The organism is Psychrobium sp. 1_MG-2023, from assembly GCF_030689115.1.
Lineage (GTDB): Bacteria > Pseudomonadota > Gammaproteobacteria > Enterobacterales > Psychrobiaceae > Psychrobium.
Genome location: NZ_JAUYVJ010000010.1, coordinates 1 through 23,231, shown reverse-complemented (window position 1 = coordinate 23,231; position 23,231 = coordinate 1). Strand labels below are relative to the sequence as shown.

The window sequence follows — 23,231 nt, the reverse complement described above, 5'->3', positions numbered from 1 at the left end:
ACGACGGGGAGGATTACCCTAAAGTGCTTTTGGTTATGCACTTGGTGTAAGGCTTGATGCTGAATTAGTCGTACAGCAAGATACCGGCTAACAACATGCCGGTACGACGGGAAGGGCTATCCAGAAAAGCTTTTGTATAGGAATTCGATTTAACGCAGAGGAAGTGATTGTTACAAATTAAACTGTTGCTGCAAAATCTGTTGGGTGAAGGGAATCTTTAAATAGAAACCCCGTGGCAGCGTTTTTATTTTACTGCCATCTTCACCAATTGCATCGGTCAATGCTTTAGAATTAGCGCCTTTAGGCCTAAGCTGCATTACTTGTCCTGTCTTGGCACTGATTTGTTCTATTTTACCCAGAGTAATTAACTCCATAATTTCTTCCCAGTCTTGTTGTAATAATGACTCTTGTTCGGCTGAGGGCTGCCATAAAAAAGGTGTACCTATCTGTCGTTCACCGATCGCGAGTTCTTTTTCTGAAAGAATAGGAACCCACAATACTTTCGCTAGCTTATTACGTATATTGCTCTGCTGCCATTGGATACCAGTAATACCGATTAATGGTGTGATACACACAAAAGTTGTTTCCAGTGGTTTACCAAAGCGATTAATTGGAATTGTTTTTAGCTCAACGCCAAGGTGTGGAAAATCTTGCTCTGGCTTTGATCCTGCACTAGCACCCAGCGCAACTTCTAATAAATTACCTATCCAACCTTTGTTTCGTCGCAAGCTCTCTGGAACGTCTAGTCCCATTTGCATGGCGAGCTGCGCTAATGAAAGTCCAGCAATTGCATCGGCTTTAGCTAAAAGTTCTTGTTCACTCATTGGAGGTAATATCATGGTTGGGTAGTCTTTGTATCGTTATATACAAAGCAGTATGTATTAATTCGAGTGTATGTTGAACTAGTTTTGTTGGTTAGTTAAAGGAGAGTCCTTTCATGCCTATTGGTTACTTTTCATACCAAGGTTGGTGGTTATTGTTGATAATATCTTAAAGTCTATTTTTATCAATGGTTTGAGGTTAATTAATTATAGTGGTTGATGCGAGAATAAGCTTTGGTGAGTTAAATAATCAACTAAACGTGGATAGTTCACATAGATATCCACAGAATCATTGGATAACTTAGTTTATATAACTTGTTTTGGTAATAAAATATAAAAAAATCGCTTTTTTGATTAAAAAAAGTCACATTTATGCAAAATTAATACAATCCTTGTGGATACAATATGTATGTGGTTAAATTTTGTACTGGCTATTAAAGGGGATAAAAAAGTATTTCTAATAAGATAAATATTAATGTTGATAGATCGGGGTAACTTGTGGGTATCTATTTATCTTATTGATTTTAAATTTTTTGTTTGTATGTGCTAGTTGGTGATAAGTTTGATTTTTAGGGATTGCTAATGTAATGCCTGTTGGATAAATAAGCTTTCAAGTGCGATCTTCACAATGATATCCACAGAAATAGTTAATAACGATCGTTGGGATTGGCTGTAATTGTTAATAAATAGGAGGCTTGGGTATTAGTTATTCATTTGGGATGAAGTTTGTATCAATTTAATTGATTGTCTGTTATAAGGTAGTCAGTATAGAAACAATTGTTCATGCGTATTGTGCATGACTAAGGAAAACCATGATAGATGCTGATGGTTATCGCCCTAATGTAGGTATTATTATATGTAATGGTCATGGCCAAGTAATGTGGGCTCGCCGTTATCGCCAGCATTCCTGGCAATTCCCTCAAGGAGGGATTGATCAAGGCGAATCTCCAGAAGAAGCAATGTATCGAGAATTGTATGAAGAAGTTGGTTTAAAACCTAATGACGTCAAAATTCTTGGTTCAACCCGATCATGGCTGCATTATAAGCTCCCTAATCGAATGATTCGCCATGATAGCCAACCAGTGTGTATTGGCCAAAAGCAGCGTTGGTTTTTATTAAAACTAGTGAGTCCAGAGAGCAGTATTAATTTACTTCATTCAAACCACCCAGAATTTGATGATTGGCGTTGGGTTAGCTATTGGTATCCTGTCCGCCAGGTAATTTCATTTAAGCGAGAAGTCTACCGCAAAGCAATGAAAGAACTAGTTGGGCACTGTATGCCAATCTCAAAAAAAGACAGTATTTTCAGAAGTTAATTTTTAACCCGTTTTAATCTTTGGTCTGTAGTTAATCCTGAGCGCTTACAGTAGAATAGGCGCATTGGATCGAATAGGACTACCGTCTTGGATATCGCGTTACAAATTTTATTGCTTTGCCTATCTCTTGGTGCTGTGGTTGGCTTTCTCGCAGGTATGCTTGGAATCGGTGGCGGGCTTGTAATTGTCCCTGTATTACTTGCGTTATTACCTCTTGCCGGAGTTACTGACCCCGTATTGATGCCAATGGTTTTAGGCACCTCACTCGCTGCTATTTTACTGACTTCTATCTCAACCTTACTCGCCCATCATCGCGCGGACAATATTCCTTACCACTTTGTTTCGGTCTTAATCGTTGGCATTGGCTTTGGCGCTCTGGTTGGCGGCTATTCTGCCGATTTGATTCCTAGTGAGATCTTAAAGTTATTTTTTGCCTGCTTTGTTTTGTTAATGTCACTTCAGATGTGGGTTGGTTCTAAAAACAATCAGCAGGATCTGTCGACTGATGTTAAACCTGCGAAAGTGCAGTTGAGTGTTGTAAGTGTCTTTATCGGTGGTATCGCTAGTTTACTTGGCATTGGCGGTGGAGTGTTGCTGGTCCCTTATTTAACCTCGGTAGTTAAGCTTGATATGCGTAAGGCTATTGGCGCGTCTGCTGCGGGGGGATTCTTTGTTGCGTTGATGGGGTCTATGGGCTATTTGTGGGCAGGGTTACATACTGATGCTGTTTTACCGAAATGGAGTTTGGGCTATATTTATTTACCTGCATTAGTAGGGATCATCTCGGTTTCTCTTTTTACTGCGCCACTTGGTGTAAAAGTAGCCAAACGATTGCCGATTAAAGTATTAAAGCGCTGTTTTGCTGTGTTACTCTTTGTAGTCGGAACAAAAATTTTAATCGGATAAGGATTCTTTTGTGCAAGAAGTTTTACACTTTCCTCAAATAGACCCAGTGATATTCAGTATTGGGCCAGTGGCATTACGTTGGTATGGCCTCATGTATTTATTAGGGTTTATGGGTGCGATGATGCTAGGTAACGCACGTGCAGATAAACCTAACTCTGGCTGGACCCGAGAACAAGTCAGTGATCTATTATTCTATGGCTTTATCGGGGTAATTATCGGTGGCCGTATGGGCTACGTTTTATTTTACCATTTTGACTACTTCCTAAATGATCCGCTGTATTTATTTAGAGTATGGGAAGGGGGTATGTCATTCCACGGTGGCCTGATTGGTGTGATCACTGCACTGTTTTTATTTGCCCGTTCAACGAAGAAAAAGTTACTAGAATTAGGTGATTTTGTCGCGCCTCTAGTACCGTTAGGGCTAGGTTTTGGTCGCATTGGCAACTTTATCAATGGTGAGTTATGGGGACGGACTTCTGATGTACCTTGGGCAATGGTTTTCCCCGGTGGCGGACCGCTTGCAAGGCACCCATCGCAGCTCTATCAAGCACTGCTGGAAGGTTTTTGTTTATTCCTTGTGCTTTATTTATACAGTAAAAAACCGCGTCCATTAGGTGCTGTTAGTGGTTTATTCTTATTGGGTTATGGTGTCTGTCGCTTTATCGTCGAGTTCTTCCGTGAGCCAGATGCGCATTTAGGACTATTAACATTTAATTTAAGCATGGGACAATTATTAACAATCCCAATGTTATTACTGGGTGGTTTTTTAATTTTTAGAGGCTATCAGCAAGCGGCGACTTCAGAAGCTAAATAAGTTTCTTTAATTGCTACTTAGCAATAGTGTTAAATGAGTATTAACGAAAAAGGCTAGCAATGTATTGCTAGCCTTTTTTATGCACGAACCACTCTTTAATGAGTGATGAGTAACGATTGATGTGGATGCACTTTTATGCCAATGACTGTCTAAACCGCAAACGGGTATTTAATTGGCTCATGACATTCGTAGCCAATAACTTCAAAGTCATCAACAGTTACCCATGATTCAATGTCACCCAAGGTTTTAATTTTAGGATTGATACGCAATTGTGGTGATTCAAATGGCTCACGTTTGAGCTGCACATCACGCATCAATTCTAATTGATTTTCATAAATGTGTGCATTTACGATTTTGTGATAGGCCTTACCGGCTTTGTGACCAGTGATTTGCGCCACTAATGCCAGTAACACAAAACATTGTATTTGATTGAAATTTAACCCTAGTGGCACATCACAGCTTCTTTGCTCGCTGTTGAGGTAGAGTGTGTCGCCCAGTAAAGAGAAATGATGCGTATGCATGCATGGGCGGAGGCAGCCTAAGTCGAACTCGCCTGGGTTATAGAAGCTTAAAATTTCAGCACGATCGTCAATGCCGTTTGATAGATTGTCGATAATTTTCTTTAGCTGATCGACAGTGCTACCGTCTGGGCGCATCCAAGCACGGCCTTGAACGCCGTAAACTCTGCCCATGTCATCTTCGCCTTTACGGTTAGGGTTATTAAGCCAAGCTTCGTTTTCGTTGGCATTAGCGTTCCATGTATTACAACCAATCGCACGAAATTGCTCGGCGCTATCATAACCGCGTAAATAGCCAAGTAATTCAGCAATAGCGGCCTTATAATAGCTTTTTCGCGTAGTGATCATTGGGAACTTATTGGCTGCTACATCGTATTCTAGATCGGCATTGATCACGGTTAAACATTTGATTCCAGTACGCTTATTTTGTACCCATGTTCCTGTGTCAATGATGCGCTGACACAAATCTAAGTATTGTTTCATGTTATCTCTTTTAAACAGTCAATAGATTCAATTAGCGACTTTATCAGCCGAGTTGATTCATTGAGCGTCGAGTAAAAATTTAGTCATATCTTACCGATTTTTAGCTAATAACTGTTAGTTCTTTTTTCCATAAATAATAAAGGGGAGACCCTGACTCACCTTTAGTGTTTGAAGTTTAGTTTTATGGCTAGTTCGACTTAAGTTTTTATTTAACTCTGTAAAAAATGATTTCTAATGATGAATATTGTGTCAACATTCGGTAAAGTAGCGGCGTGATTTAGTTTAAATAAGTCAGCTGCATTTTAGGTTATTCACATACTCAGGCCTATAGCCAGTGAACATGATCTATGTCCATGTATTAAAGCACCATAAGCAGTATAGTTAACTGACTTTTTTCGGGGAAATTTTTATGACTACAGTAAAACCTTCATTAGATAAGCCACGTTTACGTTGGGCTTGTCGTCGCGGCATGTTAGAGCTAGATGTGTTGTTTATGCCATTTGTTGAGGATGCTTGGGATGAATTAAACGACAATGATAAAGCGACATTTGAACGCTTATTAGAGTGTGACGATCCTGATTTATTTGCATGGGCGATGGGACATGAAAAAAGCTCCGACCCTGCATTACAAGCAATGATGACCTATATTGTAAACCGCGTTAAAGTTTAGTCTTTAACCGCGAGTTGGTAATCAACAGAGCCCCGCAGGGGCTTTTTTTAATCTCAGGCTTTTTTTGTTCTATAGTTAATGGCTGAATTCATTGTCTGAGACCACAATGCAGCGCTACTCTAAATACCTAATCATTGTTAAATCGTCAGTGATTGCTCATCGTTTTCAGCTTGTTTTGTTCACACTGATCAACGCTGTTATGTTCCTAATTCTCCATCAGCTGTTTTTAGCCACACAGGCAGCAGTTATTGGTTTTGCAATACAGAGCTTATTAAGCTATTTCATTGTGGCAAAGAACAAACAAATGTCGCCTAACTTCCAAGTTAATGATATTGGTGAGATTGACTTCCTGAATGATTCAACAGAGGCCATTGTGCTGAATAAAGGCCAATTATTAGCACAAAGCTTTATTGTTCCTTGGTGTTGTGTGCTTTACATAAGTGAACATGAACTCGATTCGAATAAGTTAAAAATACTTATCTGGCCGGATATGGTGGATGATACAAGTTATCGCCGTCTATGTCGTATTATTCGCTTAAGACGGCAACAGATTTAAACGAGCTCAATCAGATTTATGCGATGGCGTTAGGACTGTTGGCTGACTCTTTTCTAGCGGCTCTGGATAATCAAGGTTGTAATGTAAGCCTATGCTCTCTTTACGGGCAATTGCACAATCAATAATTAGCTGAGCTACTTGCACTAAATTTCTTAATTCGAGTAAGTTATTCGACACTTTAAAGTGTTTATAGTACTCATGGATTTCAGATTGAAGCAATTCAACGCGGCTTTTGGCTCGGGCTAAACGCTTGTCAGTTCTGACGATACCAACATAATCCCACATAAATAGCCGTAGTTCGTGCCAGTTATGTTGGATAACAACTTCTTCATCAGAATCGGTCACTTGTGAATCATCCCACGGAGCAATCGTGATGTCATGCGTGTTAGCGATGAAGTTCTTTTGAATATCTTCAGCGGCGGCTTTAGCGAATACTAAACACTCGAGTAATGAGTTACTTGCCATACGATTAGCGCCGTGTAACCCGGTGTAGGCAACTTCACCAATAGCGTATAAGCCAGAAATATCCGTTGCGCCGCGATCATTGGTAGTGACACCACCACAGGTATAATGAGCCGCTGGGACAACAGGCATAGGTTCTTTAGTAATATCGATGCCTAATGATAAACAATGTTGATAGATTGTCGGAAAGTGCGCGGTAATAAACTCAGCGGTTTTATGACTAATATCTAAATACAGACAATCAACCCCTAATCGCTTCATTTCATAGTCAATGGCACGGGCGACGACATCACGCGGTGCTAACTCACCACGAGTATCAAAATCATCCATAAAACGTGAACCATCAGGGCGTTTTAATACCGCACCTTCACCACGCAGGGCTTCAGATAACAGAAAGTTATTGGATTGCGGGTGGTACAAACTCGTTGGATGAAATTGGTTAAATTCTAAATTAGCCACTGAACAACCTGCGCGCCACGCCATAGCGATACCATCACCACTGGCAACATCGGGGTTACTGGTGTATTGATACACTTTACTGGCACCGCCTGTTGCTAACGCAATATGGTTGGCGTAAATCGTTTCAACATGTTCATCTTGACGGTTCCACACATAAGCACCAATAACACGTTTGCTGTCTTGCTCAGTAGACGTAATTAAATCAACGGCATTGTAACGCTCAAGAATGGTGATGTTTGGGTGCTTGGTCACTTGATTTTGTAGCGTGGTTTGAACTTCTTTACCAGTGGCATCAGCAGCATGAAGGATACGGCGATGGCTGTGACCACCTTCTTGCGTTAAATGATAACGTTGTTCACCTTTGGCTGATATTTCCTGATCAAAATCAGCGCCACAATCGATCAACCATTCCAATGAAGACTTTGCTTGCTGTGCTGTCATTTCAACAATATGACGGTCGCACAAATTTGCGCCTGCAATTAAGGTGTCATTAACATGGGATTCGATACTGTCTTTTTTGTCAAAGACGGCAGCGATACCCCCTTGGGCGTAAAATGTTGAACCGTCATTTAATTGTGCTTTACTTAATACGGTCACTTTAGCAAATTGAGCGACTTGTAACGCCAGAGTAAGGCCTGCTGCGCCGCTGCCAATAATTAAGATGTCACAGTAATGTTCAATAGCGTCTTTCATGATCTTTTTAGCTAAATAAGCGATGGCCTATAATATAAGCCAAAATGCACTTTTTTACCTAATAAAAAGTATTTGAATTTAGTGAAATAAGTAGTCAATAAGAATAAAATGTAAAAAAAAATTACATTTACTGAACTTTATCTAAACACGCCAGTCTATTATTGTGCGTTTACTTCGAGCATGCAGTGAAATACAGAGATGGAGATATTGCTTGAATGAGCGAACCAAAAACAGATCAACAGTTGGTTGAGTTAGTACAGCAGGGGAATAAAGCTGCGTTCGATTTGTTGGTTAGAAAATACCAACACAAGGTACTAAACTTAGTTAGTCGTTTTGTTAAAAATCAGGGAGATGTTCCTGATGTTGCCCAAGAGGCTTTTATCAAGGCCTACCGCGCATTACCGAACTTTCGTGGTGATAGTGCATTTTATACTTGGTTATACCGCATCGCGGTAAATACAGCGAAGAACTATTTAGTCGCACAAAAGAGGCGGCCATCAAGCTCTGATATTGATATCAGTGATGGTGAGTACTTTGATGACGGTGATGAATTACGAGAGAGTGCTTCACCAGAACGCCTGTTACTAACAGACGAGATAAGAGATGTAGTAGTTTCTACATTAGAAAAATTACCTGAAGATTTACGTACAGCGATTACCTTACGTGAATTGGAAGGCATGAGTTATGAAGATATCGCAAATGTAATGGAATGTCCTGTTGGGACTGTTCGTTCGCGGATTTTTAGGGCGCGAGAAGCTTTAGATAAGCAAATCGACCCCTTAATGCAACGGTAGAAGGTGTATATAGTGTCAGACAACAGACAAACAGTATCCTCATTTATAGATGGTGAAGAGTTATCAAAAGAGTTGCTAGACCAACTGGCTAGTGATGAGGCCTTACAAGGTGATTTTGAACGTTATCATCTAATTGGTGATGCGATTCGTGATGAATTATCACCCGCCTTTGAACTAGATTTCGCTGATAAAGTGGCTGCGGCCATTGAATTAGAGCCTACGGTCATTGCACCTCAAGCAACGCAAGAAACCACTGTAAACGAAGAGGTGTCGAAAAAGCCTCGTGCTGAAGTGATTCCGTTCTTTGGTAAGTTAGGGCAATATGGTATTGCAGCTTCTGTCGCTGCCGCGATGGTTATCGGTGTACAACAGTTTAACCATGAAGAGACACAGTCTAAAGATATCCCTGTGCTTCAAACTATCCCGACGGGTGGTTATGCTTCACCAGTAAGCTTTCAAGCACCAACAACCAACGATTTACAGAAAAAGATTGAACAAGAAGAGCAACGTGCACAGCAGCAACATCGTATGAATGCTTTTGTTAAAGATCACATGCTACAACAGCGCTTAAAGTCTCAAACGCAAGAAGTAGAGTCAGAAAAAGAGCCATCGGATAAAAAACAATAGGTAGGTTTGGTTAATGCGTTATTGGTTACTTAGTACCCTGCTTTTTGTTTTTTCAGCGAATGCGACAGAAAAGGCACCGCTAGATTGGCTTCATAACATGAGCGCTGCATATAAGCAGCTCAATTTTAAGTTACCAATGATCCACCTAGAACGAAACCATGTTCAAAGTTATGCCTTTGAACATGGCGTCATTGATGGTGAACAAGTGGTTTATGTTGCTTCGCTCAGTGGCCCAGTGAGTTATAGTTATCGAGTTGCCGATACAGTGACTTATGTTGAACCTGACATTAAACCTTATAGTGTTAAATCTTCTCATATCATCGGCGCATCGCCTGCAATATTTGTTAATAAGATTGAACATATCGAACGCAACTACACTATCACCAAAGTAGGAAAAGGTCGGGTCGCAGGGCGAATTAGCCAACTAATTCGCTTAAAGTCTAAAGATAAACACCGTTTTAACTACATATTGTGGCTCGATATGGAAACATCGTTACTGCTACGATATGACCTATTTGATCTCAATAATAACTTGCTTGAGCAAGTGCAAGCTGTTGGTTTACATATTACCAGTGAACCAAGCGATAACCTGATGAAGCTTAAGCATACTAAGCTGCCCGATTTTAGTATTGCAACTTCACAACAACAGCAAACTCGTTGGGGGTTCAGTTGGTTGCCAAGTGGTTTTGATATTAAAGCTGTTGATAATCACCGTTTGATTAATACATCCCAACCTGTTGAATATTTAATGTTAAGTGATGGCTTATCACAAATATCAGTTTATGTTGCTAAACGAGGTGAGATTAGCTTGCCCGAAAAAGTGTTTACTAAAAGCGGCATCGTAATGGCTAATCAACACTTAGGTGATCGTGAAGTGACGGTCGTTGGACGTATTCCTTATGAAACCGCGAATAAGATCGCGCGAGCTGTTATACTTAAACCGTAAGCGTATCAAATAATCGAGTTTTCGACTCGAAGCGAGAATTAGAACCATGTTAGAGCAGCAAGCGTTGGTGACCAGCGTTAACGGACAGCAAGTTGAAGTTGAAGTTGCAGTAAATTCAAGTTGTAGTGGTTGCTCTAACCAAGAGTCTTGTGGTGTCGGCACGGTTGCTAAAGCATTTAGTGGTAAAACGCAGAAACTACGTATTAATACCCTGATGATCTTACAACCGGGGCAGTGGGTCACTATTGCTACGGTTGAAGGGGATGTCCTAAAAATTGCTGCAATCACTTATTTCTTTCCTTTATTTTTCTTATTCATTGTGGGTTTATCCGCGCAAAGCTTATTAGTTGAGCAAGCAGGCTGGCCACAATGGATCGCTATTATTCTTGCCGGCATTGGTGGCTATTGTGGCCACCGCGCTGCACGGCACTATTTACAAGTAATGGACCGACAGCAGCCACACATTGAAATAATATCTGTGGTTTCTTGCCCTAAATAGGATTTTTGTTAGTGAGCTTTTTCACGCTTAGGTCGATTAACTTTGGCACAGGTGCTTATTTACGGTAGAATTGGCGAAATTTTTGTGTCTTTTACTTTTTTAGGTTGGCTATTCTTTAATGAAGCATATACGTAATTTCTCAATCATTGCCCATATTGACCACGGCAAATCTACTCTGTCTGACCGTTTAATCCAATTCTGTGGTGGTTTATCTGACCGCGAAATGGAAGCACAAGTACTTGATAACATGGATATCGAGCGTGAGCGTGGTATCACCATCAAATCTCAAAGTGTTACCTTAGACTACAAAGCCCGCGATGGTGAAACATATCAGTTAAATTTCATCGATACGCCTGGGCACGTTGATTTTACTTATGAAGTTTCTCGTTCTCTTGCCGCCTGTGAAGGGGCATTGTTGGTTGTCGATGCTGCTCAAGGTGTAGAAGCGCAAACACTGGCGAACTGTTACACTGCGATTGAAATGGACTTGGAAGTTGTCCCTGTCTTAAATAAAATCGATTTACCATCGGCTGACCCAGACTCTGCTTCTGAAGAAATTGAAGACCTTGTGGGTATCGATGCTGTTGAAGCGGTGCGTTGTTCTGCTAAAACTGGTTTAGGCATTGAAGATGTTTTAGAGGACATCGTGTCTAAAGTTCCTTCACCTGAAGGTGAAATGGACGGTCCGCTACAAGCCCTTATTATTGATTCTTGGTTTGATAACTACCAAGGCGTTGTGAGCTTGGTACGTATCAAACACGGTCAAGTTAAAGTTGGCGACAAAATGAAAGTAATGTCGACAGGTGATACACATATCATCGATAAAGTCGGTATTTTCACGCCAAAACAAACTGAGACGGGTTCATTAAAAGCGGGCGAAGTAGGTTACATCATTGCCGGCATCAAAGAGATTCACGGTGCACCTGTTGGTGATACGCTGACTTTAGCACGTAACTCTGCTGAAGCACCGTTACCGGGCTTTAAGCGTGTGAAACCACAAGTTTATGCTGGTCTATTCCCAATCAGCTCTGATGATTACGAAAACTTCCGTGACGCACTAAGCAAGTTAAGCTTAAATGACGCATCGCTTCATTATGAGCCAGAAACATCAAGCGCATTAGGTTTTGGTTTCCGTATTGGTTTCCTTGGTATGTTACACATGGAAATCATTCAAGAGCGTTTAGAGCGTGAATATAATTTAGACCTCATCACGACCGCACCAACGGTAAACTACGAAGTAGTCACAACCGCTGGTGAAACGTTAAACGTTGATAACCCATCTGACTTACCGCCAGTACAAAATATTGCTGAAATTCGCGAGCCTATCGTTGAAGCAAATATCCTAGTACCGCAAGAATATTTAGGCTCGGTCATTACCCTATGTATTGAAAAGCGTGGTGTTCAAACCAACTTGGTTTATCACGGCAAGCAAGTGGCAGTGACCTACGAACTACCGATGGCGGAAGTTGTCCTTGATTTCTTCGATCGGTTGAAATCTACATCACGCGGTTATGCATCACTTGATTACAACTTCAAGCATTTCCAAGAATCGAACATGGTACGTGTTGATATGCTAGTAAACGGCGAGCGCGTTGATGCTTTAGCTATGATCACTCACCGTGATAACGCTCAGTTCCGTGGCCGTGCGGTTGTAGAAAAAATGAAAGAGCTTATCCCACGTCAAATGTTCGATATCGCTGTTCAGTCAGCGATTGGTAGCCAAATCATAGCGCGTACTAACATTAAAGCATTACGTAAAGACGTAACCGCTAAATGTTATGGTGGTGATGTGAGCCGTAAGAAAAAGCTATTACAAAAACAAAAAGCAGGTAAGAAACGTATGAAGTCTGTTGGTAATGTTGAATTACCACAAGAAGCGTTCTTAGCGGTATTAAAAGTTGGAGAGTAATTGATGGCGGGCTATTTTGAGCTTCTATTAGTCATAGCAACATTGGGTACAGGTATTGTTTGGGCGATTGACCATTTTGTCTTTTTGCCTAAACGTCGCGCGGTTGTTGCGGGATTAGCTGATACGATTGAGCAAGATGCTAAAGATAAAGTATTACAAGAATCAGCGCTAGTTGAAAACTGTCGCGGTGTTTTTCCTGTGATTGGCTTTGTCTTAGTATTGCGTTCATTTTTCTATGAACCGTTTCAAATCCCTTCTGGCTCGATGATGCCTACGCTGTTAGTTGGCGACTTTATCTTAGTTGAGAAGTATGCATATGGGGTTAAGTTACCTGTATTGCGTAATAAAGTCATTGAAACGGGAGCGCCACAACGTGGTGACTCGGTGGTGTTTAAATACCCACCGCAGCCTACAGTTGATTATATAAAGCGTGTTATTGGTTTACCCGGAGATACCGTGCTATACCGTAATAAGCGACTTTATATCAAGCGTGCTTGTGCCGCTGATAACAATGTCGAGTTAACACCATGCGATAAGTTTGAGGAAGTGAGTATCGATATTGTCTCCCAAGGCGACTTTATTCAAGACTCGTATCCGCTAACAGAAGCGCATGAAAACTTATTAGGTGTAAATCATCAAATATTATTTAACCCAGCGTTTGCTGGACGCCCTGAATATTTTAATCAAACAGGTGCACGCCAAGGGGAATGGATCGTTCCTCAAGGTCAATATTTTGTAATGGGCGACAATCGCGATAATAGCTTAGATAGTCGTTTCTGGGGCTTTGTCCCTGAGCAAAACATGGTTGGTAAAGCAGTATTTATCTGGACCAGTTTTGAATTTAACCGCAGTGAAAATGACTGGTTACCTACTTGGGTTCCTTCTGGTATTAGAACTGACCGAATAGGTAAAATCGGATAATAATAATGAGAAATATTCCGTACGACAAATTAGAACGAAAAATTCAGTACAGTTTTAAAAATAGAGACTTTTTTCTGCAAGCGTTAACCCACCGTAGTATGGGGGGGGAGCATAATGAGCGTTTGGAGTTTTTAGGCGATTCTTTACTGGGCATGTTTATTGCCGAAGCCTTGTATGAGCAGTTTCCAAAAGTGTCTGAAGGTGACTTAAGCCGCATGCGTGCGACTTTAGTGCGCGGTCAAACATTAGCAGAAATCGCACGTGATTTTGAATTGGGTGACTACCTACGTTTAGGCCCTGGTGAGCTTAAAAGTGGTGGCTTTAGACGCGAGTCTATTTTAGCCGATGCCGTTGAAGCCATCATTGCCGCCGTATTCCTTGATAGTGATATGGCAACGTGTAAGACATTGGTTCTTAACTGGTATCAGCCGCGCTTAAATACTATTGAGCCAGGGGTTAGTCAGAAAGATCCTAAAACTCAGTTACAAGAGTGGTTACAAGGCCGACGCTTGCCATTACCAACCTATGAAGTGATTGAAGTGACAGGCCAAGCACACAACCAAAAATTTACCATGTCATGTGTTGTTGAAGGTGCAGAGCACGCGACACAGGGTGTGGGTACTTCTCGTCGTAAAGCAGAACAAGACGCGGCGAAAAAAGCATTAGAGGCAATCCATGCAGCAAACAAATGATGAGCAAACCTATTGTGGTTTTGTTGCCATTGTTGGCCGACCAAACGTCGGTAAATCAACCCTATTAAATAAAATATTAGGGCAGAAGATTAGTATTACCTCGCGTAAGCCGCAAACAACTCGTCACCGCGTGATGGGGATCGATACCGAAGGGACGCATCAAACAATTTATGTTGATACGCCGGGTTTACACAGTGAAGAAAAGCGCGCGATTAACCGTTTAATGAACCGTGCTGCGGCCAGTTCATTAGGTAATGTTGAAATGGTATTTTTCTTAGTCGAAGGGACACAGTGGACCGGCGACGATGAAATGATCCTTAATAAACTGCGTAAAAGCTGTGGTAACACTAAAGTGGTTGCCGTGGTGAATAAAGAAGATAACGTGCAAATGCGCGCTGACTTATTACCACACCTGCAATGGCTTGGGACGCAATATGACTTTGATCATATTATGCCTATCTCTGCTAAACACGGTGACGGTGTCCCGAAGTTAATCGAGCTTGCACGTGACTCGCTAATTCCAAGTGATCACTTCTTCCCTGAAGATTACATTACTGATCGCTCACAACGCTTTATGGCCTCTGAAATCATCCGTGAAAAGCTAATGCGTTTCACTGGTGACGAAATACCATACTCAGTAACGGTAGAGATCGAAGCCTTTACCATGCAGCCTAATGGTGTGTTCAATGTCAGCGCGTTAATTTTAGTGGAACGTGAAGGACAAAAGCGCATGATCATCGGTAAGAAAGGTGAAAAGCTTAAGCAAATCGGTCGTGAAGCGCGTAAAGACATGGAAGAGATGTTTGAGAACAAAGTCTTCCTTGAACTGTGGGTTAAAGTGAAGTCTGGTTGGGCTGATGATGAGCGCGCGCTTAATAGCTTAGGCTATGGTGAGTAAGCTTTGGGCTAATGCATAAAGCTAGTGATCTTTCACCGCTGTGCGCAGCCTATTTAATTCATTCCAGACCTTTTAGTGAAACGAGCCTCATCGTAGAACTAATCACCGAAAGTCATGGCCGAATCTCGGCTGTGGCTAAAGGTGTTAAACGCAAAAACAATATCAATAAAAGCACCCTGCAGCCATTTCGCCCATTATTAGTGTCTTGGCGTGGTCATGGTGACCTCAAAACTTTAGTCCGTATCGACTCTCCTACATTAGCCTTGCCACTGAGCCGTGATTTTCTTTATAGTGGTCTGTATCTCAACGAGCTTGTTTTACGTTTATTAGCTAAAGAAGTGAGTCAACCGCAAATTTATAGTACCTATCATGCCACCTTGTTAGCGTTATCAAAGCAACAAGACATTGAGAGTGCGCTGCGTCAATTTGAACTGACGTTGTTAGCTGAGCTAGGACATGGCTTTTCCCTGAGTCACGACATCGATGGCTATCCGATTGTTGTCGATATGGGTTATCGCCTTATTCCAGAGCAGGGACTTAAAGCATTAATTAATGGTCCGTATCAAGGCGAGACTATTTTAAATATTGCAAACAATCATTTTTGTGACAAGATAACGCGTCATCAAGCAAAACAATTAACAAGACAGGCACTCGCGCCATTACTGGGCAGTAAACCATTGCACAGCCGAGCCCTGTTTTCTCGTAAGAAAAGTCAATAAGAGGAATGTAACGTGAACCCAATTTACCTAGGCGTCAATATCGACCATATAGCAACGTTAAGACAAGCACGTGGCACGAACTACCCTGACCCTGTTCACGCCGCTGCGATTGCAGAGCTTGCTGGAGCCGACGGAATAACCGTTCATTTACGCGAAGACCGCCGTCATATACAAGATCGCGATGTATACGCATTAGCAAAAACGTTACAAACACGCATGAATCTTGAAATGGCCGTGACCGATGAAATGATCGCGATTGCCTGTGAAGTTGAACCTGAGTACGTATGTTTAGTGCCAGAAAAACGCGAAGAGCTAACCACTGAAGGTGGCTTAGATGTGGCAGGTCAACTAGATACGATGCTTGAAGCCATTGCCCAATTAAAAAATAAAGGCATTAAAGTGTCATTGTTTATTGATGCTGATAAAGAGCAAATCGATGCGGCAGTTAACGTGGGTGCACCTTATATCGAGCTTCACACCGGTTGTTACGCGGATGCTGAAACAGATGCTGAGCGCAATGCAGAATTAGAGCGTATTAAAAGCATGGCTGCTTACGCACACAGCCGAGGTTTAGTGGTTAATGCAGGTCATGGTTTGCATTACCATAATGTTGCACCTATTGCCGCGATCCCAGAGATTTATGAATTAAACATCGGCCATTCAATTATCGCACGTGCTTCAATGATTGGCTTAGACCAAGCGGTTCGCGACATTAAAGCGCAAATGGTTCAAGCGCGCGCAATGAGCTAATCAGACACGCACGGTAAGAACAAGGGTGGTTAGGAAGTTATGATCAGGGGGCTAGTCAGTTTATTGTGGATAATTGCGTTTAGCAGCAATGCACAACAAGCCAAACTCGCCCCCTTTACCACCGATGGTTGCAGCCTCTTTCCCGATGGTACACTCGCCAGTAGCGAGCAATGGTTACACTGTTGTGTTCAACACGACTTTGACTATTGGCAAGGCGGCACTGCGAAGCAACGGCAACGCTCTGATCGCGAACTGCTGCTCTGTGTTGCTAAAGCGGGGCACCCTCACATTGCATCCTTAATGCTCACAGGCGTTAGGGTTGGCGGTCACCCCTATTGGTATACCCCGTTTCGTTGGGGCTATGGCTGGCCTTACCCTAAAGCTTATGCTGAACTCACTCCCGCTGAAATGCAACTTGTCGAACAACGCGTATTAGAAATCCCTGCTGAGTTGTTGAAGTTGCTTGAGATGGAGTAGGAGAGTGCTTCTTACTTTGTTTATTACTTATACATACGCCAGTGTGATTTAGTCTGTTGCTCTCGCTATTCAGCCTCCTCTATTAACTCTGTTTATACAGTTATAATGAAACCCCCAAAAAAACTAATAAATTTTGCTTGCTCATTCTATCTTTTTTCAGCGTGTAAAAACAGAGAACGGCTAGTAGCTGGTTGATCTCGTTATTAATCTTTTATCGCCCAGTCTGTTAAAATCGCTCTTTTTACAGCCAAGGCAATTTCTCCGCAGCGTGAAAAGAGAGAATAGATAAATGTTTATATCGCAATTTATTGATTAATTAGAGGTTGTGTTTTAAATTGGCTTCTTTAATAAACAACTTTTAGTCGGGTTTAATAAGAATTCCGATTAATATACTGTTAGGTGTTTTTCATGTTTAGGTTGTTATCCGGACTTTTTATATTTATATCAATATCAGTACAATCTGTAGAATTGACAGTTAATTATACTGAGAGTAGTTTTTTAGGTTTATATAAACACCAAACATACATAAAATCAGGTAAATATACCCATATTGATGAACATTACAAAATGGATGGAACTGGTATGGATGTTATTCCTTATGTACCAGATGTTTATTCTCTAACTTTATCTAAAAAACAAGCAAACTCTATAATAGAGCAATTATTAAAACTTGGTGTTAATGGTTGGGACAAACAATACCCTGAAAACATAGCGGGTTTAATTTGTGATGGCCCTAGTTTCAATCTGTATATAAAATCGGAAAAATTAAATATTAACAGTAAAGGTTATTGTTACTTCCCTGAATCATACAAAAAAGTAGCTGCTGTTTTCGAATCGGTGCATAAAACACCTAACAAGTAATTAAAGCGGGACTGCTAACAGTTGGCTCAGTTTCGCTTCGCTTCACATTTTAGCCAACAATTATCAACCCCTTAATTGGGCGTTAGGTGATAAACCTAATTTACATATTTAACCAATTTGCACACTAAGAACTTAACCCTTCAATGTGTAACTGTTCACGCAGTTACTTTCATCTCAGCCACCAAGGATAAGGAGGGCAAGCACTCAATATACTTCTGACCACACACCCGCGGTAATAAAGGTGTAAAAAGCTGCTCATCATAAGAGGAAACTTATATGAGTTTAGATATTCTTGTTGATCTGACACTACAAATCACGATCAACTTTGATATTCTGACTGACTACATTTCTAATATGAGTTCAGAAGACTTCCGTAATATCTGCATTGGTATTGCAAGTCTAAAGAAAGCATGGAGCAAGAAATCTGCCTAGCAGTTGAAATACCTTTGTCTTGATAAAACAAGACACCTTTGTACGTAGCTATGCGTTAAATAGATAAAAATAAATTTTAAATAAGAAGCGTCTTTTACTTTCTAAGTTTTGGCGCTCACTTAAATTATCACCTAACAAGTCATTAAAGTCGGAAGCAGACAAGCTGCTCCGCTTAATGAGGCGTTATATGCCTTAAGGAGTCCTGTGAAACCTAAATATTTAGTCGATGAAATCTTGGCTCGCACAGTAAATGAGAATGTTACTTTCTATAAAAACATGCTGGAAAATGTTCCTAGAAATGAGGTAACAGATCCGTACTGGAAAGAACTGTTAGCTTTCTATGACAAAAGTAATCAAGGTGAACGTGAGTTAATTGTTTCGCTGATGAAGCAAGTTTCTCAAGATTCAATTGCATCTTTACTTTCAATTATTGATGGTAGTGGCTATTCAGATTTAAAATCAGAACTTAAGCTTACTGATGATTCGGGCAAACCTTTGCAAGGTGAGTTGTCCGATATTTTCATCGAGAAGTGTGAAGAAAGCGGCATATAACAATGCGCTCAAAAGGACAAAAAACAGTTGGTTTTTGCTCCTTCGTCGCTTATTTTAACCAACTATTATTTGCCTCTTAGCGAGGCGTTATAAGTTACAAACTAAGGATTGGTGTATGCCTATTAAAAAATCAGGAAATTTCGACCTATCAGCAGGTATCATTGCAACAACAAAAGAAAAATTACAGAGTTTCCTTTCTAGTGATGAATTTGCAAAAACAGAAATAACTCTTCAAGATGGCAAAATATCTTTTAAAGCAGAACAGCCTATTTTAGATAAAATATCGGCTGAATTAGGTAAACCATCTGAAAATGAGTAAATATTAATGACGACCCATCCAAATAAAAATAATCGTACTTTTGTAGTTAATGGTTCTCAAGTTAATAAATCAACTGATCCAACAACTCAGGCTACTTTGGCTAAATATCAATTTCTCTACTCTTTAGCTGGTTTAGTGTTAGGTTTAGCTTCAATAATTGGCGGTATTTATCTGTTTATTCAAGGTGTAAATGGAGCAACGGATTGGAGTTTAAAAATACTTGGAAGTGAATCAAATATTGTTCAAGCAGCACCGGGAGCAATTTTATTTGTTGTTGGCTTATTTATGGTTTTCGTCACCCGATATAAATACAAGCATATCGTTGCAAAGTAACTTATAACAAGTCATTCAAAAGGACAAAAAACAGTTGGCTGTTTTCACTCCGTTCAACATTTTAGCCAACAATTTTTTGCCTCTTAATGAGGCGTTATGAGTTTCTCCGAATATGGCATCAGTTGAAGATTGGGTAGGACTTCTCAAAATTAGAGAAGATAAACTACCTAAAATTAAATATGAAACAGTACAACAAAAATATGTTTTGTTTCTTGCTTCTAGGGTAAGTGAGCTGTGCTTAGATGCTGTTATTCTTTTAAATAATCAAAGAGTATCAGGCGTACCTGTAATTTTGCGCACTGCACTAGAGTCATACGCTGATTTTTTAGCATGTATAAAAGAATCTGAACACACCAAGGAAATGACAGATTCTCTATACTGGCAACTTCATGAACTCCATAAAGAAACAGATAAAGAAAAATCAAATTATTACAAAAATAAAGGTGAATATTCCTCTGTTAAAAAGCGATTTAACAAGGCTGGTTTACAAGACTTATTTAATGGTTATTACAAAGCACTTTCTCTTCACTCTCATGGTAACCTATCAGCATTGATAGAGTTTCATTCAAAAGATAACTCTGTTTATTTAGGTTCATTGAGTGATGATGAGAAATTATTAATGTTCTTTGATCAGGCTATTAATTTTTTGGCTTTAATTTTAAAGGATACTTTCGAGTTCTTTAAATTACCTAAAAGTGATTTATTAGAGCCACAAAGAGTTTTAGACAGTATTAATAAAAACTCATAACAAGCTGTTCAAGCGGGACAAATAACAGTTGGCTGGTTCCGCTTCGCTTCACATTTTAGCCAACTACAATTTGCCCCTTAACAGGGCGTTAGGTGTTTTTCATGTTTAGGTTGTTATCCGGACTTTTTATATTTATATCAATATCAGTACAATCTGTAGAATTGACAGTTAATTATACTGAGAGTAGTTTTTTAGGTTTATATAAACACCAAACATACATAAAATCAGGTAAATATACCCATATTGATGAACATTACAAAATGGATGGAACTGGTATGGATGTTATTCCTTATGTACCAGATGTTTATTCTCTAACTTTATCTAAAAAACAAGCAAACTCTATAATAGAGCAATTATTAAAACTTGGTGTTAATGGTTGGGACAAACAATACCCTGAAAACATAGCGGGTTTAATTTGTGATGGCCCTAGTTTCAATCTGTATATAAAATCGGAAAAATTAAATATTAACAGTAAAGGTTATTGTTACTTCCCTGAATCATACAAAAAAGTAGCTGCTGTTTTCGAATCGGTGCATAAAACACCTAACAAGTAATTAAAGCGGGACTGCTAACAGTTGGCTCAGTTTCGCTTCGCTTCACATTTTAGCCAACAATTATCAACCCCTTAATTGGGCGTTAGCACTACTTCAAATTAAGGAGCACATCGAACATGGCAAATATTTATAACGGGTTAGAATTTAAAACTCAACTTGAAGCTATCTGGGCTGCGTTCTTTGATTTAGCTGAGTGGGATTGGTGGACTAATCCTGTCGCTGTTGGTGACTGGAAACCGGATTTCAAAATTACATTTAAATGTGGTCACTCTGAGTGTGGCGGTAGTCATACATTATTTGCTTCAATGATTCCTGTTTCATCACTAGATGGGGTAAAAGATCATCCAAGCCTTTCGCACTCTTTTGGGATAGCAAATAAAGATGGTTATTCTCTCGCGGATGGTGGAGCTTTATTTGGCACTCGTCCTGTTGCTACAAAATGGGAAATTGCTCATGGCTCAGGAGGTGGTATTGAAGACGTATTATCTCGTGTTCATAATGCCAATGAGTTATGGGAAAAAGCAATAGCATCAGTCAGGTAGTGCTAACAAGCCAATCAAGCAGGACTAAAAACAGTTTGCTCGGTTTCGCTTCGCTGCACATTTTAGCAAACCATTTTTAGCCCCTTATTGGGGCGTTATATTCGCAGGGAAGATAGGTTATGCGTCCAATATATTTAATTGTTTTATTATTACTATCTTTGACTGCACAAGGGAAAGAAATGCGGTACCCAAATGATGAAAACGGCCACGTGTTGCAAAGTATGCATGAGCGAGGCGTAAAGCTGAATCGAGAATATGAAATTGATTTTTTTCATCTTTTCAAGGATGAAGATTCAGCTGTTAAAATGGCGTATGAAGTTGACCATTCATATAAAAACCTCAAAGTTGCTATTTACTCAAACGAGGTATCAAAAGGCTTTGATGTATACGTTTCTGTTCATATGGAACCAACACATGAAAACATCACATATGTTGAGAGTACATTTGCTGAAGTAGCAAGAAAATATGGCGGGAAAAGTGATGGTTGGGGCTTCGAAAGCGAATATAACAAGCCCATAAAGGCTGATTCGCAATAAGGTCACATTCGTTGCAAAAATAAAAGGCGCAACAAATGCGCCAGCATTGCTCTCGGCTTATGGGAGCGTTATGTGCCAAGGATGAAATCGATGCTCAAGTATTTATCAATTCTATTTTTTTTAATCCCGATTCAAGCTTTAGCTGGCAAGTATGCGAGTGAAGCAAATGATAATCCATTTGAAAATGGTGAACTAAATGCAAAGTATGAAGGTGAAGCAACCGCTTTAGGTGGTACTGTTTTAAAACATATTGTCGTAAACAATAAGAACTTGTACTTACTCGACTTAAAAACTCCACCTATTAAAAATATATGGGTAACAAGCTTTATTAAACCTCAAGGTAAAGAGATCGTCGAAGTTGGTGATAATGTCATTTTTAAAGGTTATATTTCTGTAGCTTCTAGTCTAGATGATACCGAGAAACTGGAAAAAGCTATTAACTCAAAAACATTATTAATGGCAATATACGCATTAAATAAAGGCACATAACAAGCCATTACAGTAACGGGACTGCTAACAGCTTGCTCGGTTCCGCTTCGCTTCACAATTTTAGCAAGCTATTATCAGCCCCTGAATGGGGCGTTAGGCAACACAAGGATGTTCAGTTGAACCCGATAGATGTTATCAATTCTAAAAAGCAACATTTAGCTAGGTATGCCAATCAGAATGGTTCAAATGGTGAGTTAGTAACCATTGAGTCAAATGACAATTGGATCCCTAGACCCAAAGGAAATGAATTAAAGCTTTTGCTATCTGCACTTGAGGAAACTGGTATTTCGATTAAACGTTCGAGTTTCGATGCGTTGTCAATTCCGAAAGGAGTTACTGTAGATTTTAATGACCTTGAATCTATTAAAGGTTCGCTTTCGAAAATAGTCTTCATTGAAATTAAGTCGGCTAATCAAGACCGTGTTAAAGAAGATTTTACTGGCTTTTTCTTTGCCTTAACTGAGAACGAAATCAAAGCTGCAGAAGCATTAGGAAATAGGCATCAGGTTGCCTTATATAATAAGAAAACATCTGAAATATTAATGACTACTGTATCTGAAATTATTAACAGGGCTAAATCATCTACTTGGCAGGTTTCAGTTCAGTTGTAGGTTTTGCCTAACAAGAGACTATGGCGTCAATAGTTAATTTCATACTTTTGGCGCTTCCCACATCACTCCATCTCTTAGCATTGAATTCAAGATCACAATCATCTTTCTAATACAGGCAATAATTGCTACTTTTTTAGGTTTTCCTGCCGCCAATAATCGTTGATATGTTTCTTTAAATACAGGATTGGACTGTATCGCAGACATCATCGCCATGTAGAGAACCGTTCGTACTTGAGGGCGACCACCTTGTATTTTCCGATGGCCTTTATAACGGCCACTTTCTCGATTCATGGGGGCAACACCGATTAATGCACTGGCTTGTTT

At 40.1% G+C, this 23,231-nt stretch carries 31 protein-coding genes; 27 read left to right on the top strand and 4 right to left on the bottom strand.

What is annotated here, in order from left to right:
- Positions 1–170 precede the first annotated feature (170 nt).
- On the bottom strand, positions 171–839 hold the full coding sequence (mutH, locus tag Q8W26_RS07035) for a DNA mismatch repair endonuclease MutH (protein WP_101214738.1): 669 nt from the start codon (positions 837–839) through the stop codon (positions 171–173).
- A gap of 794 nt (positions 840–1,633) precedes the next feature.
- On the opposite strand from mutH, the gene rppH reads away from it, so the two are divergent.
- From rppH to lgt, 3 genes are all read left to right on the top strand, one after another.
- Complete coding sequence (gene rppH, locus Q8W26_RS07030) at positions 1,634–2,137, top strand: RNA pyrophosphohydrolase (protein ID WP_101214737.1); 504 nt, start codon at positions 1,634–1,636, stop codon at positions 2,135–2,137.
- Positions 2,138–2,224: 87 nt separating this feature from the next.
- Entirely contained in the window at positions 2,225–3,043 is an 819-nt protein-coding gene (locus tag Q8W26_RS07025; protein WP_305472891.1) for a sulfite exporter TauE/SafE family protein, read from the top strand.
- Between the two features lie 10 nt (positions 3,044–3,053).
- Entirely contained in the window at positions 3,054–3,857 is an 804-nt protein-coding gene (lgt, locus tag Q8W26_RS07020; RefSeq protein ID WP_101214736.1) for a prolipoprotein diacylglyceryl transferase, read from the top strand.
- Between the two features lie 149 nt (positions 3,858–4,006).
- Here the strand turns inward: lgt and Q8W26_RS07015 are convergent, their stop codons facing one another.
- The gene (locus Q8W26_RS07015; RefSeq protein WP_101214735.1) at positions 4,007–4,858 is read right to left on the bottom strand and encodes a thymidylate synthase; all 852 of its coding nucleotides are present in this window, start codon (positions 4,856–4,858) and stop codon (positions 4,007–4,009) included.
- Between the two features lie 409 nt (positions 4,859–5,267).
- Here Q8W26_RS07015 and Q8W26_RS07010 point away from each other — a divergent pair, with 409 nt between their 5' ends.
- On the top strand, positions 5,268–5,528 hold the full coding sequence (locus tag Q8W26_RS07010) for a succinate dehydrogenase assembly factor 2 (protein WP_101214734.1): 261 nt from the start codon (positions 5,268–5,270) through the stop codon (positions 5,526–5,528).
- Positions 5,529–5,619: 91 nt separating this feature from the next.
- On the top strand, positions 5,620–6,084 hold the full coding sequence (locus tag Q8W26_RS07005; RefSeq protein WP_153071507.1) for a protein YgfX: 465 nt from the start codon (positions 5,620–5,622) through the stop codon (positions 6,082–6,084).
- Between the two features lie 6 nt (positions 6,085–6,090).
- Here the strand turns inward: Q8W26_RS07005 and nadB are convergent, their stop codons facing one another.
- Positions 6,091–7,698: an L-aspartate oxidase gene (gene nadB / locus Q8W26_RS07000; RefSeq protein WP_101214732.1), complete on the bottom strand. Its 1,608-nt coding sequence runs from the start codon at positions 7,696–7,698 to the stop codon at positions 6,091–6,093.
- A 215-nt stretch (positions 7,699–7,913) separates the two neighbouring features.
- Here nadB and rpoE point away from each other — a divergent pair, with 215 nt between their 5' ends.
- The 22 genes from rpoE (at position 7,914) to Q8W26_RS06890 (ending at position 22,907) form a co-directional block, all read left to right on the top strand.
- Positions 7,914–8,492 (top strand): RNA polymerase sigma factor RpoE, encoded by a 579-nt coding sequence (rpoE, locus tag Q8W26_RS06995; protein WP_101214731.1) that lies wholly within the window; start codon positions 7,914–7,916, stop codon positions 8,490–8,492.
- Between the two features lie 12 nt (positions 8,493–8,504).
- Entirely contained in the window at positions 8,505–9,119 is a 615-nt protein-coding gene (locus Q8W26_RS06990; RefSeq protein ID WP_305472887.1) for a sigma-E factor negative regulatory protein, read from the top strand.
- 13 nt (positions 9,120–9,132) lie between these two features.
- Positions 9,133–10,065 carry a MucB/RseB C-terminal domain-containing protein gene (locus Q8W26_RS06985; protein WP_101214729.1) on the top strand — a complete coding sequence of 311 codons (933 nt, stop codon included), beginning with the start codon at positions 9,133–9,135 and terminating at the stop codon, positions 10,063–10,065.
- A gap of 46 nt (positions 10,066–10,111) precedes the next feature.
- Complete coding sequence (locus tag Q8W26_RS06980; protein WP_101214728.1) at positions 10,112–10,564, top strand: SoxR reducing system RseC family protein; 453 nt, start codon at positions 10,112–10,114, stop codon at positions 10,562–10,564.
- Between the two features lie 118 nt (positions 10,565–10,682).
- Positions 10,683–12,473, top strand: a complete 1,791-nt coding sequence (gene lepA, locus Q8W26_RS06975; RefSeq protein ID WP_101214727.1) for a translation elongation factor 4 — start codon at positions 10,683–10,685, stop codon at positions 12,471–12,473.
- Positions 12,474–12,476: 3 nt separating this feature from the next.
- Complete coding sequence (gene lepB, locus Q8W26_RS06970; protein WP_101214726.1) at positions 12,477–13,394, top strand: signal peptidase I; 918 nt, start codon at positions 12,477–12,479, stop codon at positions 13,392–13,394.
- A 5-nt stretch (positions 13,395–13,399) separates the two neighbouring features.
- Positions 13,400–14,086: a ribonuclease III gene (gene rnc, locus Q8W26_RS06965; protein ID WP_101214725.1), complete on the top strand. Its 687-nt coding sequence runs from the start codon at positions 13,400–13,402 to the stop codon at positions 14,084–14,086.
- Positions 14,070–14,984, top strand: a complete 915-nt coding sequence (era, locus tag Q8W26_RS06960) for a GTPase Era (protein WP_101214724.1) — start codon at positions 14,070–14,072, stop codon at positions 14,982–14,984. Before rnc ends, era begins: the two co-directional genes overlap by 17 nt.
- Positions 14,985–14,995: 11 nt before the next feature.
- Positions 14,996–15,703, top strand: a complete 708-nt coding sequence (recO, locus tag Q8W26_RS06955; protein ID WP_101214723.1) for a DNA repair protein RecO — start codon at positions 14,996–14,998, stop codon at positions 15,701–15,703.
- Between the two features lie 12 nt (positions 15,704–15,715).
- Entirely contained in the window at positions 15,716–16,453 is a 738-nt protein-coding gene (gene pdxJ / locus Q8W26_RS06950; RefSeq protein ID WP_101214722.1) for a pyridoxine 5'-phosphate synthase, read from the top strand.
- A 39-nt stretch (positions 16,454–16,492) separates the two neighbouring features.
- Positions 16,493–16,930: a hypothetical protein gene (locus Q8W26_RS06945; RefSeq protein WP_101214721.1), complete on the top strand. Its 438-nt coding sequence runs from the start codon at positions 16,493–16,495 to the stop codon at positions 16,928–16,930.
- Positions 16,931–17,338: 408 nt separating this feature from the next.
- Positions 17,339–17,791 carry a hypothetical protein gene (locus tag Q8W26_RS06940; protein WP_305472873.1) on the top strand — a complete coding sequence of 151 codons (453 nt, stop codon included), beginning with the start codon at positions 17,339–17,341 and terminating at the stop codon, positions 17,789–17,791.
- A 276-nt stretch (positions 17,792–18,067) separates the two neighbouring features.
- Positions 18,068–18,223 (top strand): hypothetical protein, encoded by a 156-nt coding sequence (locus Q8W26_RS06935; RefSeq protein ID WP_305472878.1) that lies wholly within the window; start codon positions 18,068–18,070, stop codon positions 18,221–18,223.
- Positions 18,224–18,427: 204 nt separating this feature from the next.
- Complete coding sequence (locus Q8W26_RS06930) at positions 18,428–18,775, top strand: hypothetical protein (protein ID WP_101215616.1); 348 nt, start codon at positions 18,428–18,430, stop codon at positions 18,773–18,775.
- A gap of 115 nt (positions 18,776–18,890) precedes the next feature.
- A complete protein-coding gene (locus Q8W26_RS06925) occupies positions 18,891–19,094 on the top strand; it encodes a hypothetical protein (RefSeq protein ID WP_101215615.1) in 204 nt (67 codons plus the stop codon).
- A 6-nt stretch (positions 19,095–19,100) separates the two neighbouring features.
- Positions 19,101–19,427, top strand: a complete 327-nt coding sequence (locus Q8W26_RS06920) for a hypothetical protein (protein WP_101215614.1) — start codon at positions 19,101–19,103, stop codon at positions 19,425–19,427.
- A gap of 112 nt (positions 19,428–19,539) precedes the next feature.
- Positions 19,540–20,175, top strand: coding sequence for a DUF5677 domain-containing protein (locus tag Q8W26_RS06915; protein ID WP_305472874.1), 636 nt, complete (start codon positions 19,540–19,542; stop codon positions 20,173–20,175).
- Between the two features lie 101 nt (positions 20,176–20,276).
- Complete coding sequence (locus Q8W26_RS06910; RefSeq protein ID WP_305472873.1) at positions 20,277–20,729, top strand: hypothetical protein; 453 nt, start codon at positions 20,277–20,279, stop codon at positions 20,727–20,729.
- Between the two features lie 116 nt (positions 20,730–20,845).
- Positions 20,846–21,271 (top strand): hypothetical protein, encoded by a 426-nt coding sequence (locus Q8W26_RS06905; protein WP_101215981.1) that lies wholly within the window; start codon positions 20,846–20,848, stop codon positions 21,269–21,271.
- A gap of 119 nt (positions 21,272–21,390) precedes the next feature.
- Positions 21,391–21,807 (top strand): ribonuclease E inhibitor RraB, encoded by a 417-nt coding sequence (locus tag Q8W26_RS06900; protein WP_101215982.1) that lies wholly within the window; start codon positions 21,391–21,393, stop codon positions 21,805–21,807.
- A gap of 90 nt (positions 21,808–21,897) precedes the next feature.
- Positions 21,898–22,296 (top strand): hypothetical protein, encoded by a 399-nt coding sequence (locus Q8W26_RS06895; RefSeq protein WP_101215983.1) that lies wholly within the window; start codon positions 21,898–21,900, stop codon positions 22,294–22,296.
- A gap of 116 nt (positions 22,297–22,412) precedes the next feature.
- Positions 22,413–22,907 (top strand): hypothetical protein, encoded by a 495-nt coding sequence (locus Q8W26_RS06890; protein WP_101215984.1) that lies wholly within the window; start codon positions 22,413–22,415, stop codon positions 22,905–22,907.
- Positions 22,908–22,946: 39 nt separating this feature from the next.
- Here the strand turns inward: Q8W26_RS06890 and Q8W26_RS06885 are convergent.
- Positions 22,947–23,231, bottom strand: a 285-nt coding sequence (locus Q8W26_RS06885) for a transposase (RefSeq protein WP_305472869.1), incomplete at its 5' end; no start/stop codon positions are given.